General features: G+C 65.4%; 17 protein-coding genes and 1 pseudogene. 15 read left to right on the plus strand and 3 right to left on the minus strand.

The features are described 5' to 3' along the window. Positions 1-73 precede the first annotated feature (73 nt). Positions 74-952 (minus strand): helix-turn-helix transcriptional regulator, encoded by an 879-nt coding sequence (locus GUV69_RS17640; protein WP_164204793.1) that lies wholly within the window; start codon positions 950-952, stop codon positions 74-76. Between the two features lie 190 nt (positions 953-1,142). Between GUV69_RS17640 and GUV69_RS17645 the strand changes: the two genes are divergently transcribed. From GUV69_RS17645 to GUV69_RS17665, 5 genes and pseudogenes are all read left to right on the plus strand, one after another. Further along, positions 1,143-1,694: a cyclophilin-like fold protein gene (locus tag GUV69_RS17645; RefSeq protein WP_208786669.1), complete on the plus strand. Its 552-nt coding sequence runs from the start codon at positions 1,143-1,145 to the stop codon at positions 1,692-1,694. Positions 1,695-1,737: 43 nt separating this feature from the next. Further along, on the plus strand, positions 1,738-2,994 hold the full coding sequence (locus GUV69_RS17650; protein ID WP_244292770.1) for an MFS transporter: 1,257 nt from the start codon (positions 1,738-1,740) through the stop codon (positions 2,992-2,994). Positions 2,995-3,215: 221 nt separating this feature from the next. Beyond that, a complete protein-coding gene (locus tag GUV69_RS17655; protein WP_208786670.1) occupies positions 3,216-4,361 on the plus strand; it encodes an alpha/beta hydrolase in 1,146 nt (381 codons plus the stop codon). Between the two features lie 136 nt (positions 4,362-4,497). Further along, positions 4,498-5,349, plus strand: a pseudogene (locus GUV69_RS17660) (aldo/keto reductase). Between the two features lie 399 nt (positions 5,350-5,748). Continuing rightward, the gene (locus GUV69_RS17665) at positions 5,749-5,988 is read left to right on the plus strand and encodes a hypothetical protein (protein ID WP_164204795.1); all 240 of its coding nucleotides are present in this window, start codon (positions 5,749-5,751) and stop codon (positions 5,986-5,988) included. A gap of 27 nt (positions 5,989-6,015) precedes the next feature. On the opposite strand, the gene GUV69_RS17670 is transcribed toward GUV69_RS17665, so the two are convergent. Next, on the minus strand, positions 6,016-6,339 hold the full coding sequence (locus tag GUV69_RS17670) for a hypothetical protein (RefSeq protein WP_164204797.1): 324 nt from the start codon (positions 6,337-6,339) through the stop codon (positions 6,016-6,018). Positions 6,340-6,467: 128 nt separating this feature from the next. Then, positions 6,468-7,511, minus strand: a complete 1,044-nt coding sequence (locus GUV69_RS17675; RefSeq protein ID WP_208786671.1) for a type I restriction enzyme HsdR N-terminal domain-containing protein — start codon at positions 7,509-7,511, stop codon at positions 6,468-6,470. Between the two features lie 390 nt (positions 7,512-7,901). Here GUV69_RS17675 and GUV69_RS17680 point away from each other — a divergent pair, with 390 nt between their 5' ends. The 10 genes from GUV69_RS17680 (at position 7,902) to GUV69_RS17725 (ending at position 17,470) form a co-directional block, all read left to right on the plus strand. Then, the gene (locus tag GUV69_RS17680) at positions 7,902-8,492 is read left to right on the plus strand and encodes a TerD family protein (protein ID WP_164204801.1); all 591 of its coding nucleotides are present in this window, start codon (positions 7,902-7,904) and stop codon (positions 8,490-8,492) included. A gap of 21 nt (positions 8,493-8,513) precedes the next feature. Beyond that, positions 8,514-9,095: a TerD family protein gene (locus GUV69_RS17685; protein WP_164204803.1), complete on the plus strand. Its 582-nt coding sequence runs from the start codon at positions 8,514-8,516 to the stop codon at positions 9,093-9,095. 38 nt (positions 9,096-9,133) lie between these two features. Continuing rightward, the gene (locus GUV69_RS17690) at positions 9,134-9,715 is read left to right on the plus strand and encodes a TerD family protein (protein WP_164204805.1); all 582 of its coding nucleotides are present in this window, start codon (positions 9,134-9,136) and stop codon (positions 9,713-9,715) included. A gap of 119 nt (positions 9,716-9,834) precedes the next feature. Next, positions 9,835-11,028, plus strand: coding sequence for a toxic anion resistance protein (locus GUV69_RS17695; RefSeq protein ID WP_164204807.1), 1,194 nt, complete (start codon positions 9,835-9,837; stop codon positions 11,026-11,028). 31 nt (positions 11,029-11,059) lie between these two features. Beyond that, on the plus strand, positions 11,060-11,563 hold the full coding sequence (locus GUV69_RS17700; protein WP_164204808.1) for a hypothetical protein: 504 nt from the start codon (positions 11,060-11,062) through the stop codon (positions 11,561-11,563). Beyond that, positions 11,563-12,114 carry a TerD family protein gene (locus GUV69_RS17705; protein WP_164204810.1) on the plus strand — a complete coding sequence of 184 codons (552 nt, stop codon included), beginning with the start codon at positions 11,563-11,565 and terminating at the stop codon, positions 12,112-12,114. The genes GUV69_RS17700 and GUV69_RS17705 overlap by 1 nt, the downstream gene beginning before the upstream one ends. 3 nt (positions 12,115-12,117) lie before the next feature. Beyond that, the gene (locus GUV69_RS17710; RefSeq protein ID WP_164204812.1) at positions 12,118-12,909 is read left to right on the plus strand and encodes a hypothetical protein; all 792 of its coding nucleotides are present in this window, start codon (positions 12,118-12,120) and stop codon (positions 12,907-12,909) included. Between the two features lie 9 nt (positions 12,910-12,918). Continuing rightward, positions 12,919-14,103: an HpcH/HpaI aldolase/citrate lyase family protein gene (locus tag GUV69_RS17715; RefSeq protein ID WP_164204814.1), complete on the plus strand. Its 1,185-nt coding sequence runs from the start codon at positions 12,919-12,921 to the stop codon at positions 14,101-14,103. Further along, positions 14,100-16,664: a phosphoribosyltransferase domain-containing protein gene (locus GUV69_RS17720; protein ID WP_164204816.1), complete on the plus strand. Its 2,565-nt coding sequence runs from the start codon at positions 14,100-14,102 to the stop codon at positions 16,662-16,664. The genes GUV69_RS17715 and GUV69_RS17720 overlap by 4 nt, the downstream gene beginning before the upstream one ends. Next, positions 16,661-17,470, plus strand: coding sequence for an HAD family hydrolase (locus tag GUV69_RS17725; protein WP_164204819.1), 810 nt, complete (start codon positions 16,661-16,663; stop codon positions 17,468-17,470). Before GUV69_RS17720 ends, GUV69_RS17725 begins: the two co-directional genes overlap by 4 nt. Positions 17,471-17,516 lie beyond the last annotated feature (46 nt).

Genomic DNA, 17,516 nt, shown 5'->3' on the forward strand with positions numbered 1-17,516 from the left:
CCAGCGGATGACGGCGGGAGGCCGTCGTCCGCATTACTGCTAAGCGGAGTGCTCGCGCCGTCCTGGACGGGTCCTACTTATGGACCTTCCGCGGTTCCTGGGCGGACTCGGTGGCGGCCCACGAAGCGAGCAGGCGCATGGCTTCTTCCGAGGGGGACCCCGGGTCAGCGGTGTAGATGGTCAGGGTGAGGCCTGGCTCGGCGGCCATCTCGAGGCCTTCGTAGGCGATGGTCATCTCGCCCACGACCGGATGGCGGAAGACCTTGGCGCCGGCACCGTGATGGCGGACGTCGTGCGAGCTCCATAGACGCCGGAACTCCTGGCTCCGGGTGCTCAGTTCACCGACGAGGTCATGGAGCTCCTTGTTGTGCGGATCCCGTCCGGCTTCGGTGCGCAGGATGGAAACGACCACTTCGGCGGCGGCGTCCCAGTCTGGGTGGAAGTCGTGGGCGCGTTCATCGAGGAAAGTGAAACGGGCCAGGTTGGGCGGTTGGCCCGGCATGTCGTACACATCCTTGTAAAAGGCGCGCGCCAGTGCGTTGCCGGCCAAGAGGTCCATGCGTCCGTTACGGACAAAAGCCGGTCCGGCGGTGACGGCATCCAGCGCCCACTGGAGGCTGATGTGCGGATTCCAGCTCTTGGAGTTCCGGCGCTTCGGCGGCCTGGCAATGGGGCTCGCCGCGTGGGCGAGGTCGAACAGGTGGGCGCGCTCGGCGTCGTCGAGGTTCAACGCACGGGAAATCGCCTGAAGGATCTCCGGGGAGGCGCCGCTGATGGCACCGCGTTCCAGCCGGGTGTAGTACTCAACGCTGACCCCGGCGAGGGTTGCCACTTCGCTGCGGCGCAGTCCAGCAACGCGGCGGTTGCTTCCGGCTGGCAGACCGACTGCTTCGGGCGAAATCTTCGCGCGCCTCGAGGTGAGGAATTCACGAACGTCTGCACGGTTGTTCATGAAACCACCCTAGGCGCGTATCCCGGAACGAAGGAGACCCTCCGGATACCCCCTTCGAGCGGGAGCTGGTCTCCGGCCACCCGCTACAGAGGGTCCCTCTGAGTACCTGTAACAACAGAGGCTCCCACCCGCCGTCGGCGGCTGCTTTGCTGGAATGGATCGAACTTTGCCTGGGAAAGGACAACCTGCCATGCGAGTGACGAAACAGACCTTGGTTGTGATCACCATACTGGCGCTCTGCCTTACCGGGTGCAGCACCGCTTCGGACACCCCGGTCGCAACGAACACGGCCGGCGGGAACACCGTCCCGGCGAACACTGCGATGACTTTGCAGGAAACTGCCAGCCCCGAAGGAACAGAGACCATGACAGCCAGCGAGAACCAGGAAGACACTCCGATCACCATCCGGATTGACGCCAGGACCGTGAACGGAACCCTGTCAGGGAACGCTACCGCCCGCTCGCTCATTGACCAGCTTCCCCTGACGCTGTCCTTCAGCGAATTCGGCGGACAGGAGAAGCACGCAGGACTACCGGAACCGCTGTCACTCGACGGCGTTCCAGCGGGCGATGACGCTGATCCGCTGACGATCGGGTACTACGCGCCAGGCCAGACCCTCGTCCTCTACTACGAGCACGTGGGGAATTTCACCGGGATTGTGCGGATCGGAACGTTCGATGACCTCGCGGCAATCCGCGACCGCAGCGGCCGTTTCGAAGCCACCCTGAGCCTGAAGGACTGAGCCTCCACCCGCCAGTCCCATCCCACGGAAGAACGGAACCATTTTGACTCGCGCAACCCTCCAAGATGACGCCCGCGGAACACCTGCGGACAGCCTGCCCCACGAAAACCTCGGTACCTTCGCAGACACAAAGTCTGATTCTTCCGCCCGGGTACACCGGTTCCCGTGGGCGGCCCTGCTGATAATGGCACTGATGGGGTTCCTGCTGATCGCCACAGAAACCATGCCGGCCGGCCTGTTGCCGCAGATCGCCGCCGGGCTGGACATTACCGAGGGCACCGCCGGGCAGTTCGTCAGCGCCTACGCCCTGGGAACCGTCGTGGCCGCGATGCCCGCGGTCGCCATGACCCGGGGCAGGCGCCGGAAGCCTCTTTTCGTGGTCGGGATCCTTGGCTTCCTGGCCGCGAACCTTGTCACGGCGTTCTCCACAGATATCGTGCTGTCCCTGGGAGCGCGCCTTCTTGCCGGTGCATTCTCGGGCCTGCTGTGGGGCATGCTCGCCGGTTACGCCCGCCGCATCACCGCTCCCGAACATGCCGGGCGCGCACTCTCCGTTGCGTCCCTTGGCACCCCGGTGGGACTCGCAGTGGGGACACCGTTCGGTTCCTGGCTGGGCACCACCTTGGACTGGCGTTGGTCCTTCGGCGTACTGTCCGTTCTCACGGTCCTCACCGTCCTGCTGGCAGTTTTCCTGCTGCCGGATGCGCCCGGCCAGCGTGCCGGGACGCGTGTGCCCTTGGTTCGGGTCCTCGGGATTCCCGGCGTCGCGGTGGTCCTCGCCGTCATTGTCACCTGGATGCTTGGACACAACATCCTCTACACATACATCGGCTCCTACCTCCGCACAGCGGGTCTTTCGCTCCCGGTCGAGGTGGCACTGGTGCTCTTCGGAGCGGCGGCCATTGCCGGAATCGCCGTCACCGGTGCAGTGATCGACAGGGGCCTTCGGCGCCTGGTCCTGCTTAGTCTCGCCTCCTTCGTCCTGGCCGGCGGGGTCTTCATCGTCGGCCACGCCTCGGTGGCGGCGGTCGTTGCCGCGATTGTGCTGTGGGGCATCGCATTCGGTGGGGCGGCAGCCCAGTTGCAAACGGCCGTCAGCGCTGCCAGCGGGGACAACGCCGACGTCGCCAACGCGATGCTCGGCGTGGCCTTCAACCTGGCGATCTTCGCCGCCGGCGTGGGTGGCGCGGTGGTGATCAGCAATGTCGATGGGCTGGTCCTGCCGGCGGTGATGGCCGGGCTTGCCGCCATCGCACTCATCATCGCCGCTTTGGGACGCCGTGCCGCATTCCCCGTGTAGTTCGCTACCAACGTCGGGACCAGGACTCCTGGTCCCGACGACGACCGCATCCGTCGTGTCACACCCGTGAGTAAGTGGCGCTTGAGCTGGAAGTTCTCTGATGGAGGCCCTGCCGGTACCACCCTTGGCAGAGTCTCCCTCATCTCTTCCAGCCATGATTTGCTCGAAATGCAGAAGGAATTTTCTAGTTCGTAAGCGCACAATACGAGGATGACAACAACATGACTACGAATACTGACGGAATCAAGCCGACTGCCCTCCGTGCAGGTCTGGCAAGAGATGGCGTTTCGCGCCGCGGGCTCATTAAGCTGACGGGTGCCGGCGCCGCCGTACTTGGGCTGTCCGGTGTGGCCGGCATGGCAACTGCCGGAGCAGCCAACGCAGCGCCTGGCGGATCCCGCACCGATTTGGAGCCCGGAGACACCTCGAACGGCGCAGACAACTTCTACACCAGCGATCAGATCACGGTCCGGAAGATCTCCTTCAAGAACCAGTACCAAATGAAGGTCGTGGGCAACCTCTTTGTCCCGAACAACCTGGACCGCAGGCTCAGCAACCCTGCGCTGGTGGTCGGACACCCGATGGGCGCTGTGAAGGAACAGAGCGCCAACCTCTACGCCACCAAGATGGCCGAGCAGGGCTTCGTCACGCTGTCCTTCGACCTCTCGTTCTGGGGAGAGAGCGCCGGGAAGCCGGGCAACGCCGTCTCCCCGGACATCTACGCCGAAGACTTCAGCTCCGCGGTCGACCACCTGCGTTCGCTGTCCTTCGTGGACAAGGAACGGGTAGGTGCCATTGGTATCTGCGGCAGCGGCAGCTTCGTTCTCAGCGCGGCGAAGATCGACCCGCGGATCAAGGTCATCGCCACGGTGAGCATGTACGACATGGGCGCAGCAAACCGCGACGGGCTCCGGAAGTCCGTCACCCTGGAGCAGCGCAAGGAGTTCATCGCCCGGGCTGCGGCGCAGCGGGATGTGGAGTTCGACGGCGGCAAGATCGCCTACACGGGCGGCACCCCCGAAGTGCTGACTGCGGAATCGACCGCCGTCGACCGGGAGTTCTACGACTTCTACCGCACCGCCCGCGGCTGGTGCCCGAACACCACCACGCACCCTGCCCTGGCGACAAACCCGAAGTTCATGACGTTCTACCCTTTCAACGATCTAGGCCTTCTATCGCCCCGCCCGCTCCTGTTCATCACCGGCGACCAGGCGCACTCCCGCGAGTTCAGCGAGGAGGCCCACCGCTTGGCCTCCGGCCCGAAGGAACTGGTCCTGGTTCCCGGCGCCGGCCACGTGGACCTCTACGACCGCGTTGGACTGATCCCCTTCGACACGCTCACGGGCTTCTTCCGGGAAAACCTCTAAGCAGCCGGATGGCACTCCTCGGCTTCTGGGCCAAGACCCTTGTCGCCGGCCCATCACGATCACTTTTCTCAAGGGAGGAACCATGGACAATCCAATTGAATTGAACCCCCCACTGGCACTGAACAACGGCGTGCTAATGCCGGCGATCGGCTACTCTGTGTTCCAGAGCGCACCGGAAGAAACCGCGGTTGCTGTCGAGACAGCCCTCAAGGCCGGCTACCGGCACATCGACACAGCCGCAGGGTACGGAAACGAACGCGAGGTCGGTGAGGGCATCCGCCGGTCCGGCGTCGACCGGGACGATGTTTTCATCGAGACCAAGGTTTGGGTCAGCGACTACGGCTACGACGAGACACTGCACGCGTTTGAGAAGAGCGCGGCCAAGCTCGGCGTCGCGCAGATCGACCTGCTGATCCTGCACCAGCCCATGCCGCAACACTCCGAACGCACCGTCGAGGCATACCGCGCGCTTGAGTAACTCCTCGCAGACGGGAAGGTGCGATCCATCGGCGTCAGCAACTTCATGCCGCACCACCTGGCGGCGCTGCGCGAGCAGACGGAGATCGTCCCGGCGGTCAACCAGGTGGAACTGCATCCGTACTTCACCCAGCCCGCCGTGCAAAGTGCCAATGCTGAGCTCGGCACATTGACGCAAGCGTGGTTCCCGATTGGTGGCATCACCTTCTACCCGGGGTGGGGGGAGAACCGCGCGAGCGTCATGGAGGACGAGACGATCGGGCGTATCGCCGCGGTGCACGGCAAAACCCCCGTGCAGGTCATGCTGCGATGGCACCTCCAGCAAGGGAGGTCCGTGATTCCCAAGTCCATTAAACCGCAGCGGATCGCGCAGAACATCGACGTGTTCGACTTCGCCCTTAGCGACGGGGAACGTTACGTCATCGACGCGCTTGACCGCGGCGTGCGGGGCGGACCCGATCCCGACGAAGTTGACCCCTCGACGTGGGACCTGGAGATCCCGGAAGCCTGACCCCGCCACAACGGGAGGGCCCGCCGTCATAAGTCATCGGGGCACCCACACAGGAAGCACTCCGATTGATCATGCCGTCCAGGCATGCCGGTCCCCGTCTCAGCCTGCCTGGAACCGGGTCGTGCCGCGCAGTTGGCGGGGGCGGCCGTCCCTTACGCGGTAGCCGTGGCCATCTTCGGCGGCACGGCACCGTACTTGCAGAGCTGAGCTGGTCCAACGCTGCCTTCGGGCCCTCGGCCTTCACCATCTACGTGGTGGTACTTCTGATCATCTCCACGGTGGTGGCCTGGAAGCTCCCGGAAACGAAGGGCAAGGACCTGACGCAGCTGCAGCGGTGCGCGCCTGCCGGCCAGAGGCCAGAGTCATTGACGGCCCCGTGCCGACCGGCCACCATGAGTTATGAGCGAATCAGGAGCTGATACCGCGGGTGCCCCTCTTGACGACGACGGCGTCGTGTCGGAGCACACCGAAACCCCCGAAAGCATCGCCGAAGAAATCGTTCACGAAATTCGTCTGGGGCACGTGGAGGACGACGTCAGCCACGTTCTCGAGGAGCGCTTCGACAAGGCGGGCATCGAGTTGCCGCCCGAAGAGGTGGACGACCTTGCGGAGGAAATCGAACGGGACGCGTCGACTTAGCCATCGGGTCTGGTCCCGGGCCAAGGCCTACGTGCTAAGGCTCCAGTGGACCCGGATGGCCTCGGCAATTCGCTCGCTTGCGACGTCTACCCGGAAAGCAACGGGCGCGGTCCCGGTCTCTTCGACCACCGAGTCGCTGTACACGCGGCCGCAGGCGGGGCACAGCGTGTAGAGATCCTCGTCGTCAGGCCAAGCCGCCAGCTCCGGGGGAACGGGGGTGTCGTCAGCGTTATGGACAGGGACGCCTTGTGAGTTGGCCTGGATCAGCCCGTCCTTGCTGACGGTGTTGCCGCAGACGCAGGTGATGGTGGTGACATCATGGCCAATCACAGTGGCCGTTTCAGCGTCCACTTTGACCTCCCCGGTAGTGGAAGAGAGCTGCTGGTACTCCAAGCTTAGACCGATGCCCGGACCAGCACTTCCCCCAATCCGCAGGCCGCAGGACCGGTCGACGGCGGGAGGTCCCGACGTCGACCGTCTTACCTGTTGCGAAGCTTCGGGTCGACGATTTCTGTCCGGATCACGGCCGCCAGCGTCTGGACCGTTGTGGTGATCCCGGTGTTCCGCTTGATTTCCTTGCGGATGACGTCCAGCACCGAATCGGACAGGATGATGTCCAGAAGCGCATCCGGCGATGTTGCCGCCCGGTGCTTCCACAGCTCATCGATCCGGCGGCGCTTGAGTGCTTCCCGGTGGAGGAAGAACATCTTGTCCGCTTTTTCCTCCAGCGGCTCGGGGCCGAGGAGATCAATCTCGAAGGCGAGATTCACAATCACAGGGAGCCCGCCGGTGAGGTGGTATGCCTGCCAGACCTGGCCGTTGGTGAGGATCATCCACTCCACACCCTCGTTGACCGCATACATCTGGACCTGGCGAAGGTGGCGCTCGCTGAGTTTTTGGCTCACCCGCTTGACCTCGATGAACGCAATGAGCTGTTTATCAATCCTGACGCCGTAGTCCGCGAAATCCTGCTTGACCATGTATTCGGTGGTCAGATCGCGGAATTTGTCGTAGCCCAATCCCTCGCAGAGCATGTCCGTGATCAACAGGCGGGTGTCACCCTCGTTGGCATCACGGGCCAGGAGATCATGGAGTGGCTTGGTGAACCGCTGCACGGCAGCTTTCACCTGCTCGTGGGCCTCGGACTCCCACTTCGGTATCTTGGCGGCCGGCGGCGCGGGCTTAATCTCCGCGACCACCGTGACGGCTTCGGCGGTGTCGACTGCCACCAGGCTGACTTCCATCACCGGCGGCGCCGGCAGATCAACGACGGCACCCAAGGGACGCGACAGTTCGTCGGGGAGCTGGACATGTGCGTCCACCACACCAAATGCCGCCTGTTTCAACAGCCACTGGATGGTCGGCAACCAAGGCTCGACAACGTCCCTGCTGACCCCCGGGGCCTCGACGGTCCTCGCTGCGGAGATGGCCTCCAGATCCGCGATGCGCGGCACAAGGTGGCCCTGCCCGGCTGCGTCAGTGGCCCACTGGGACAAGACCTGCAGGCGCGCCTGATACTTCATGTCAGTCATTTTTCCCCCAATTGAATTCAGTCCCTTCTGAATTCGTCAATTAGACGAGACCATACACGGCCGCCTTGTCCGGCTCCGCCCGCGCCACGGCTCAATATTGGAGCGCATCCGCCCGGAGGCCGGATTGCCAAAATTCCTCAATTGCACGGGCGTTTACCGTGGGTTCATGCATTCGTCGCTCCGCTGATTTTGCCGCCAGCGTAAAGGGGCTTCGCACTTATCTCTATTCCGGCTAGGATCGCTCTCGAGTCCGGCCTGATCGGCATGGTCTGCGTCCTCACCCCGGCTAACGTCACATGTAGATAAGGAACTAGCGCATGGGCGGGCACGTTGGGAATTGAGGACGCGAGTATTTTCACACTAGCTGGAGGTTGAGAAATTATGGGTTTGAGCTTGCAGAAGGGCCAGTCGCTGTCGCTGACCAAAAAAGACGGCGGTTCGCTCACAAAAACCAAGATGGGCCTGGGCTGGGACTCGGCGGCTCCGGTCAAAAAGGGCTTCTTCGGAAAGGCCAAGACCGTAGAGGTGGACCTCGATGCCTCGGCCATTTTCTTCGACGCGTCCGGGAGGGCCCTGGACCAGGTCTGGTACAACCAGCTGCAGAGCAAGGACGGCTCCACGCGCCACACCGGGGACAACCTGACCGGCGACGGCGCCGGCGATGATGAGACGATCCTGGTCAACCTGGAGCTTGTCTCCCCGGCCGTGGCACACATCGTGTTCGTCATCAGCAGCTACACCGGCCAGACTTTCGACCAGGTGCAGAATGCCTTCTGCCGCCTGGTGGACGACTCGACCGCGGGAAGCCCGGAAATCGCCAAGTACCAGCTGACCGACTCGGGTACCCATTCGGCCATGATCATGTCCAAGGTGTCCCGTGACGGCGCGGGCTGGACGTTCAAGGCAATCGGTGAGCGCGCCCAGGGCCGCTCGGTCGCGGATCTGATTGCACCGGCCGCTGCCGTCCTCTAGCCGTTCGAAGGATCAATTATTTTGTCGAGCCTGACCCTTACCAAAGGCAATAATCTCTCCCTCACCAAGGCCGATCCGGGCCTGGAGCGGGCCCTGATCGGCCTGGGCTGGGATCCCAGGACCACCAGCGGCGAAGCCTTCGACCTGGACGCTTCGGCGCTCCTTGTCGGGGCGGACGGCAAGGTCCGGTCCCAGGACGACTTCATCTTCTACAACCAGCTCCAGGCCAAAGACGGGTCAGTGGTCCACCAGGGCGACAACCGCAGCGGTGTGGGCGACGGCGACGATGAACAGATCCTGATCGACCTCAGCCTGATCGCAGCAGACGTGGACCGCGTTGTCATCGTTGTATCCATCGACCAGGCGGATGTCCGCGGCCAGAATTTCGGCCAGATCCGCGGCGCGTACTGCCGTGTGCTGAACCAGGACACGGACCAGGAAGTGGTCCGCTACGATTTGAGCGAGGACGCGGCACCTGAAACGTCAATGATTTTCGCCGAGATTTACCGCAACCGTGCCGAATGGAAGTTCCGGGCGGTTGGCCAAGGCTATGCCACGGGCCTCCACGGCATCGCCACGGATTTCGGCATTTCGCTGGACTAGTTCGCACGACCGATTCAACACGAAGGAATGGTACAAACATGGCAGGACTAACCCTTACCAAAGGCAGCAATCTGTCCCTGACGAAGAGCGCACCAGGTCTGTCGAAGGCTGTAGTTGGGCTGGGCTGGGACCCGCGCACGACGACGGGCGAGGCTTTTGACCTCGACGCCTCCGCCCTCCTGATTGCCGCGGACGGCAAGGTCCGGTCCTCAGCGGACTTCATTTTCTACAACCAGCCCGCTGCCGCGGACGGCTCCGTCACCCACCTGGGTGATAACCGGTCCGGCGAAGGCGCCGGCGACGACGAGCAGATCCTGGTGGATCTCTCCCTGGTGGCGGCCGACGTCGAACGCGTTGTCATTGTGGTCTCCATCGACCAGGGCGAAACGCGCGGGCAGAACTTCGGCCAGGTGCGCAGCGCCTACTGCCGCGTGATCAACCAGGTCGACGACAAGGAAATCGTCCGCTACGACCTGAGCGAGGACGCTGCGCCCGAAACGTCGATGATTTTTGCCGAGGTCTACCGCAACAACGGTGACTGGAAGTTCAAGGCCGTCGGCCAGGGATACGCCACCGGACTCGCAGGCATCGCCAAGGACTTCGGCGTCGACCTTAGCTGATGAGTATCCCGGACTGATGAGGTCCGGACCGCTCCTTCCGCTCCGCATCGTTTCCACCTGAGGTGGTGTCCCGGCACATCGAAACCGGGACACCACCGAACTCTTGAAAAGGCAGCATCATGAATTCTCCGTTGACTCCCCCCGACGCCGCAGAGGCTTCATTGGTGCTCCATGCCCCGGAAGCCCCCGCCATTGTTCAGCCCGAAGAAGCTCCCGGCATGGTGCCGGTCCCCGACGAACGGCGGGCCGAGATCGACAGGCAGGCCAGGGAGTTCGTGGCCGGACTGGCCAAGCTGGACGCGCGCAGCCCGGAGTTCTCCTCACAGGTGGACGGCATCAACAAGATCGGCAGCGCCGAGATCACGGCGTCCAGCAACTCCTCCAGCAGGCTGCTGGAACGTTCCTCGACATCCATTGCCGGTGCCAAGAAGTCCGGGAACAGCGCCCAGGTGGCGGTCGCCAACACCCTCGGTGAGCTGCGGAGCACGGTGGAGGACCTCACCCCCAACCAGGCCAACCTGAGCGTGGGCAAAAAAATCCTGGGCTTCATCCCCGGCGGCAACAAGCTGGCCAAGTACTTCCAGAAATACGAGTCGGCTCAGACCCAGCTGAACCAGATCATCAAGTCCCTGATGACAGGCCAGGACGAGCTGCTGAAGGACAATGCCAGCCTGGCCAACGAAAAGGTCCAGCTCTGGGAGACGATGCAGGCACTGAGTGAATATGCCGTGTTCGCCAAGGCCCTGGACGCCGCCTGCGTGGAGAAGATCGACTCCGCCCGCGCCGCCGGTCAGATCACCGAGGCCCAGAAGATGGAGGCGGACGTCCTGTTCCCGGTGCGCCAACGCCACCAGGACATCCTGACCCAGCTCGCCGTCTCGGTTCAGGGATACCTGGCGATGGACCTGATCCGCAAGAACAACGTGGAACTGATCAAGGGTGTGGAGCGGGCGCGGACCACCACCATCTCGGCCCTGCGTACTGCTGTGATCGTGGCCCAGGCCCTCGCGAACCAGAAGATGGTCCTGGACCAGATCGACGCCGTCAACACCACCACCAACAACATGATCCTGAGCACCAGCGAAATGCTCAAGGACCAGACTGCCCGGATCCACCAGCAGGCTTCCAGCTCCGGTGTCAGCGTGGAGACGCTCCAGAAGGCCTTCGACAATGTCTTCGCCACGATGGATGCCATTGACACCTTCCGGTCGGAGGCTGCCAAGAACATGGAGAGCACCGTCGGTGCCCTCGAAGCCAGCGTGCAGAAGGCCAGGCCCTACCTGGAACGCGCACGGCAGGGCCAGACAGACTAAATGACAGCGGAAAGCAGCAGGCGGTACCGCAGTGATTGGTAAGTTCATCGGCTCCCTGTTCGGCGCTGCCCCCGTGCCGGGCACCGCCGAACAGGCCTCCGAGCCAACGGCCGACGCCGAGTTGGCGCAGGCCGCCGCATCCTTGGACAACCTGCGCAGCGCCATCCGGCGGGCAGGCGCTGAACTGCCGACGTCGGTCTCCTCGCAGCTGCGCCAGATCGACGATGTGCTGCGCCCGTTGGTCAGCCATATGTCCGAGCAGGGCGCTTCGATGGAACAGCAGGTGCTGCTGAATTCCATCGTCTGCAGCTACATCCCGGATCCGCTGCGCACCTACCTGGCGCTCCCGGACAGTGCCAGGACTGAAGAGTCCAGGCCGACGCAGCTGCTGGCGGAACAGCTCGCCACGCTCGAGGAGATCGCCCGAGACCTGGCCAATCAGGTTCGGATCGGTGCCATTGCCGAGCTGTCCACCCACGGCCGGTTCCTCGAGGACAAGTTCGCGCCGTCCGCGCTACGTCTGGAAGGCCGCTGATGGGCAAGCTTGTGGCAGGAGCCAACGCCGCACTGACGGCCGAGAACCCGGGACTGACCAGGATCCTGGTCGGCCTGGGCTGGCAGTCCATCCCCAGCCGGGGCCCGCAGTCCGAGCTGGTTCCCCTGGCGATCATGTGCGACGCCGGCGGCCGGGCCATCTCGAATGATCACCTGGTGTTCTTCAACCAGATCGCCAGCCCCGAGGGTTCGGTGGCTTTCGCCGGCACCGAGGACCAGGAGCAGATCGACGTGGACCTGTCCCTGGTGCCGGACAGCGTCGCCAAGATTACGTTCATCGTCTACGTCGACCCCGATCTCCGCGGGCCCGGCACCTTCTCCTCGATCCGCAGCCAGTACATCAGGGTGGCTACCGCACAGAACCTGGAGTTGGTGCGCTTCGATATTCCCCAGTCCCCGCAGGACAACATCACCGCCATGATGTTCGGCGAACTGTATCGCCACCGTGAGGACTGGAAGTTCCGGGCCCTGGGGCAGGGTTACACCACCGGCCTGCGCGGCGTGGCGGCCGACTTCCGGTTCGACATCTAGGCGATGGCACTGGACAGGTCCACGCTCCGCACGGACATCACCTTCCTCAGCCGCCGCGTCAAGCCGGCCGCCCGCGCTGACACGTCCGCGCCGGCCGCCCGCGCTGACACATCCGCCGCCGCACCCGTCCCGGCGGCAGCGCCGCCGTCGTCCGCTGCGGCCCCGCCAGCCGCCACATCGCTGTCCCTCAGCCGAACGCCCGCACCCGCATCCCCGGCACCGGCCACGTCGGCTGCCGCCCCATCCGCCGAAGCGCGCCCCGTGGCTGCGGCCCGGCCCGCCAGGCTCTTTCCGGCTCCCGGTATCGGCGAGACCAGGCTGCTCAACGCCCAGACGCCCATGATCCGCCTTGACCGGCGCCAGTCGGCGATCGGCAGCCTGCTGGTGACGGGGGCAACCTCGGCGGCCTGGGAAAGCTCGAAGCACGTGACCGGGGCGATGTCCGTTGACGGCACGGTCTCCGGCACGTCCATCACATGCCCGGGCAACCGTCCGCTGGTGGGCTACGTGGACGGGACGGCAGTCGTGGCGCTGCGGCATGTCCGCGAACTGCGGCGGGCGCTCTTTATCGGACACCCTTCGGCCTCACTGAGCGTGGAGATCTTCGACGGCGGCACCGTGACGCTGCCTGCAGCCGACGGGGAGACGGGGTACATCCTGTCCCTGACAGCCGTCGATGGAGTCATCGAGCTTCGCGCCGAACCGGTGCCGGCCCGCGCCGACGCCCCCTTGCACTGGCAGGAATTCGGCTTTTCCATGACCACCCAAGCTGCCGCCCGCCGGCAGGGACCCTGACGGGACGGCATGCGCCATTTCAGTTTCCTAACCGACGAGCATGCCTCGCGGCTTTTCCACATCGCGCCGCAGGAGCTGAGCCTGGACTCGGCCCCCGCTGTGCTGGCCGTGGCCCTGGGCGCCACGCTCTACACTCCGGCGGACCGCCCCAACCTGGCGCAGGACATCCGCAAACAGGCGGCCCGCGGCTGCCTCAGCATGGTGATCTGCCTTGAGGATTCGATCGCCGATGATGCGGTGGACTCCGCCGAGACCAACGTCGTGGACACGCTGACCCGGATGCATGCCGGCGACCCCGACGACGCGTTCAAACCCGACGGGGGGCCGTTGCTGTTCCTCCGGGTCCGCACCCCCGAACAGATGCTGAGCCTGGCCCGCCGCTGCGGCACCGCCCTGGGCATGCTGGTGGGCTTCGTCATCCCGAAGTTTGAGAATGAAACCGGCAGGGCGCAGCAGTTCCTGGATGCCCTGCATGAGATCAACGCTTCCCGCGGTGACGGCCGCCGGCTGCGGATCATGCCCATTATGGAATCTCCGCTCATGATCCACGGCGAGACCCGGACCAAAACCCTGACCGGTGTCTGCGACGTGCTGCAGGCCAACCGCGAGGATGTCCTGGCCGTCCGCGTGGGTGCCACGGACATGTCCAGTGCCTTCGGCCTGCGCCGCTCCCGGGACCTGACCATTTACGACGTCAAGGTGGTCGCCGCCGTGATCGGGGACATCGTGAACATGCTGGGCAGGCCGGACAGCGGGTTCGTGATCTCCGGCCCGGTCTGGGAGCACTACAGCAACAGCGAGCGGGTGCTGCGCCCGCTGTTGCGGCGCACTCCCTTCGCCGACGCCAATGAGATGCCGCTGCGCGACCGGATTCTGACGAACAACCTCGACGGGCTCATCCGCGAAATTGAACTGGACCTGGCCAACGGGCTGCTGGGCAAGACTGTCATCCACCCCACACATGTCCCGCTGGTCCATGCCATGTGCGTGGTCAGCCATGAGGAGTACGTGGACGCGCTGGAGATCGCCGGCAAGAACGGCGGCGGCGCCTCGGCCTCGCCGTACGGCAACAAGATGAATGAGATGAAACCCCATCAGGCCTGGGCCGGCCAAACGCTGCTTCGTGCCGCAGCCTTCGGGGTTGCCGCCGAGAACATCACCTACGTTGACCTCCTGGAAGCGAGCATGAATTGAGCCAGCACCCCTGGACCGGCGCCTTTGTGCAGGACGCCCTCGGCGTGGACATCACCACCGACCACTACGCCAGCCTGCTGCCGGTCGAGGACCTGGTGGGACTGGCGCTGCGCCGCAACCCCAAACGGGCGCACCTGCTGGTATCCCGGGTGCTGGGCAAGCACGTCCCGTCGGAACCCGGCCTGGTCATCGCCGCCGGTGAGCTGCTTGGGGTGCTGGTCGGCGAGGCGCTGTCCCCGGCCCCGGAGTCCGGACCCGTGACCCGGACGGTTGCGGCCGGGCTCGCGGCGCTCCTGCGCGGGGAAACGCACGACGGCGGCCGGCGGGCCGCGCTGCAGAGCCTCCGGCGGGAGCTGGCCGGGTTGAAGACCCGCAACCAGCACGTCATCACCATCGGGTACGCGGAAACGGCAACCGGCCTGGGGCGGCTTGTGGCCGACACGATCGGCTCGTACTACATCCATTCCTCCCGCCACGCCCCGGCTGGTGCCGCCGCCTACGGGTCCTTCGAGGAATCACATTCGCACGCGACCTCACACCGGCTGCTGCCCACGGATCCCCGGCGCCTGAGTGCCCCGGAACCGGTGGTGCTGGTGGACGACGAACTCAGCACCGGTGCCACCATCATCAACACCATCACCGAACTCCATGCCCTCGCACCCCACCCCAGCTACACGGTGGCCGCACTCGTGGACCTGCGGACACCGGGCGACCGTGCCAGGTTCGACGAACTCGCGAAACGGCTCGGGACCCGCATCCGGGTGGTGGCCCTGGGCACGGGCCGGATCACCCTGGGCGCGGACATCCTCCAACGCGCCGCGGAAGTGGTGGCGGCACTGCCCCAAGCGCCGGCCACTCCCAATGCGGCACCCGGCACGGTGACCTTCCTCAGGCCCGGGACGGCCGGCGCAGCTGTTCGCAGCGACCGGTTCGGCAATGGCGGCTCGCCCGCGGCGGCCACCTTGGCCGCCATCGGCGAATCGATCCACCGGGAACTGCCGGGGGCGGCCGCCGGAGAGCCCGTTCTGGTCCTGGGCAGCGAGGAGTTCATCCACATACCCCTGGCCGTGGCCGACTCACTGGACCGGCTGAATCCGGACCGCGGCGTCCGGTTCTCCACCACCACCCGGTCCCCGATCGTCGCGCTGGACCGCCCGGACTACGCCATCAACGGGACAGTGCAGTTCGCCAGCCACGATGTCACCGTGGACGGTCCCGGTGTGCGCTTCGCCCACAACGTATCCTCCTCCGGACGCAGGTTCGGCACGATCGTACTGATGCCCGAACCCGGGACCGCTGCGGAGGTCCTCGCCGGCCCCGGCAGCGTGACCGAGGCGCTCAGCACCGTCTGCAGCGCCGTCGTCGTTGTCCTCCTGCCTGCCGCACCCATCCTTCCGGCGCCGCTGGCGGGACCGGCGTTTGGTTCCTACGCCCCCGACGACGTCACCTGGCTGCTCAAGGACATCGGTGATGCCGCGCTGGAAGCGCCGGCGGCCGATCGTGAAGCCGTGATGCAATCGGGCGGGGGTAGCTATGCAGAGTCCCTGCCGATCGAATATTCGCCTTCGCAGCAGTACCGGCAGCTGTACCGGGATGCGTTGGAACGCTCCGCCGCCCGCGTGGCGCAGGCTGTAGGCACCGTGACCGAGCTGGCCCTGGCAGCGCGCGGCAACCGGCCGGTGCTGGTTTCCCTGGCCAGGGCCGGCACGCCGGTGGGCATCCTGATGCGCCGCTGGGCGCAGCAGATCCACGGCATTGACCTTCCCCACTACACGATGAGCGTTGTGCGGGGCGTCGGGCTGGACGAGACGGCGCTGCGGTACCTGGCCGCCCATCATGACCCGGAGCAGGTTCTCTTTGTGGACGGCTGGACCGGAAAGGGCGCAATCACCCGCGAGCTCTCCGCTGCCCTGGACAGCTTCGCCGAAACCGACGGTGTTGTGTTCCCGAAGGACCTTGCCGTGCTGGCTGATCCCGGGCACTGCGCCGACCTGTACGGCACCCGCGAGGACTACCTCATACCGTCCGCCTGCCTGAACTCCACCGTGTCCGGGCTCGTGTCCCGCACCGTCCTGAACAGGGACTTCATTGGCCCGGACGACTTCCACGGGGCCAAGTACTACCACCAGCTGCACGGTGACGACGTCTCGGCGGACTTCCTGGCCGCCGTCGCCGGCCATTTCGCCGACGTCGAAGGGTTCGCCCGGGCCGGAGCCCGGACCCTGACGGCCGCGGACCGGACGCCCACCTGGGCGGGCCGGCTCGCCGTGGAAAGCCTCGCCCTGGACCACGGAATCGAGGACCTGAACCTCATCAAACCGGGGGTCGGCGAGACAACACGGGTGCTGCTGCGCAGGGTGCCGTGGAAGATCCTGGTGCGTCCTGATGCCGCGGCCGAGATAGCGCACATCCTGCTGCTGGCTCAGCAGCGCGGCGTGGACGTGGTGGAGGTGCCGGGCCTGCCCTTCAGCTGCGTGGGGCTCATCGAACCGCGGTTAAGCCGTGCGGGAAGCGGCGCCGGCGCATCCGCCGAAGAATCAGCAGTGGCGGCCGCCCTGTGACTTCCGTTTTGGTGGCCTCGGATCTGGACCGGACCCTGATCTACTCCGCGAAGGCCTTTTTCCTGGACGTCCCGGACCACCTGGCACCGGACATGGTGGTCGCGGAGCTCCACCAGGGGGTGCCGATCTCGTTTATGACCCGCACCGCTGAGCGGCTGCTCCTGGAACTGACCCGGGCGGCCATCTTTGTCCCGGTGACCACCCGCACCGAGGCGCAGTACCGGCGGGTCCGGCTGCCCGGACCCGTGCCGGAATACGCAGTCACCACCAACGGCGGCGTCCTGCTCAAGAACGGCGAGCGGGACATCGAGTGGCAGACCGCCGTGGGGCAGGTCGTCTCGGAAGGCTCCGCACCGCTGGCCCTCATCGAGGAGTTTCTCTCCCGGGAGGCCTACCGGTCCTGGATCCTCGGGCCGCGCCGGGCCGAAGACCTGTTCCTTTACTCCCTCGTGGACCGGGCGCTGATGCCGGCGGAATTCGTCCGGGAGCTGGACGCATGGTGTGCCTCGCTTGGCTGGACAGTGTCCGTCCAGGGCCGCAAGCTCTACTGCGTGCCGCAGGCGGTGACGAAGAACAGCGCCGTCGCAGAGGTCGCCCGGCGCACCGGAGCCTCGCGGGTGATTGCGGCCGGGGATTCGCTGCTGGACGGGGCGATGCTGGCCGAAGCCGACGTCGCCTTCCGTCCCTCCCACGGCGAACTGGCGGACGTCGGCTTCCGCAGGGATCACCTGCGCGTCACTAAGGCCCGCGGCATCCTGGCAGGGGAGGAAATCTCCCGGCGGATCCATGAGCTGGTCCAACGCTAGGGACGCAGTGCCCAGTGATCCCCCAACTTCTTGTGCATCCATTGCC

The organism is [Micrococcus luteus] ATCC 49442, from assembly GCF_010367585.1.
GTDB classification, from domain to species: Bacteria; Actinomycetota; Actinomycetes; order Actinomycetales; family Micrococcaceae; genus Arthrobacter; species Arthrobacter luteus_A.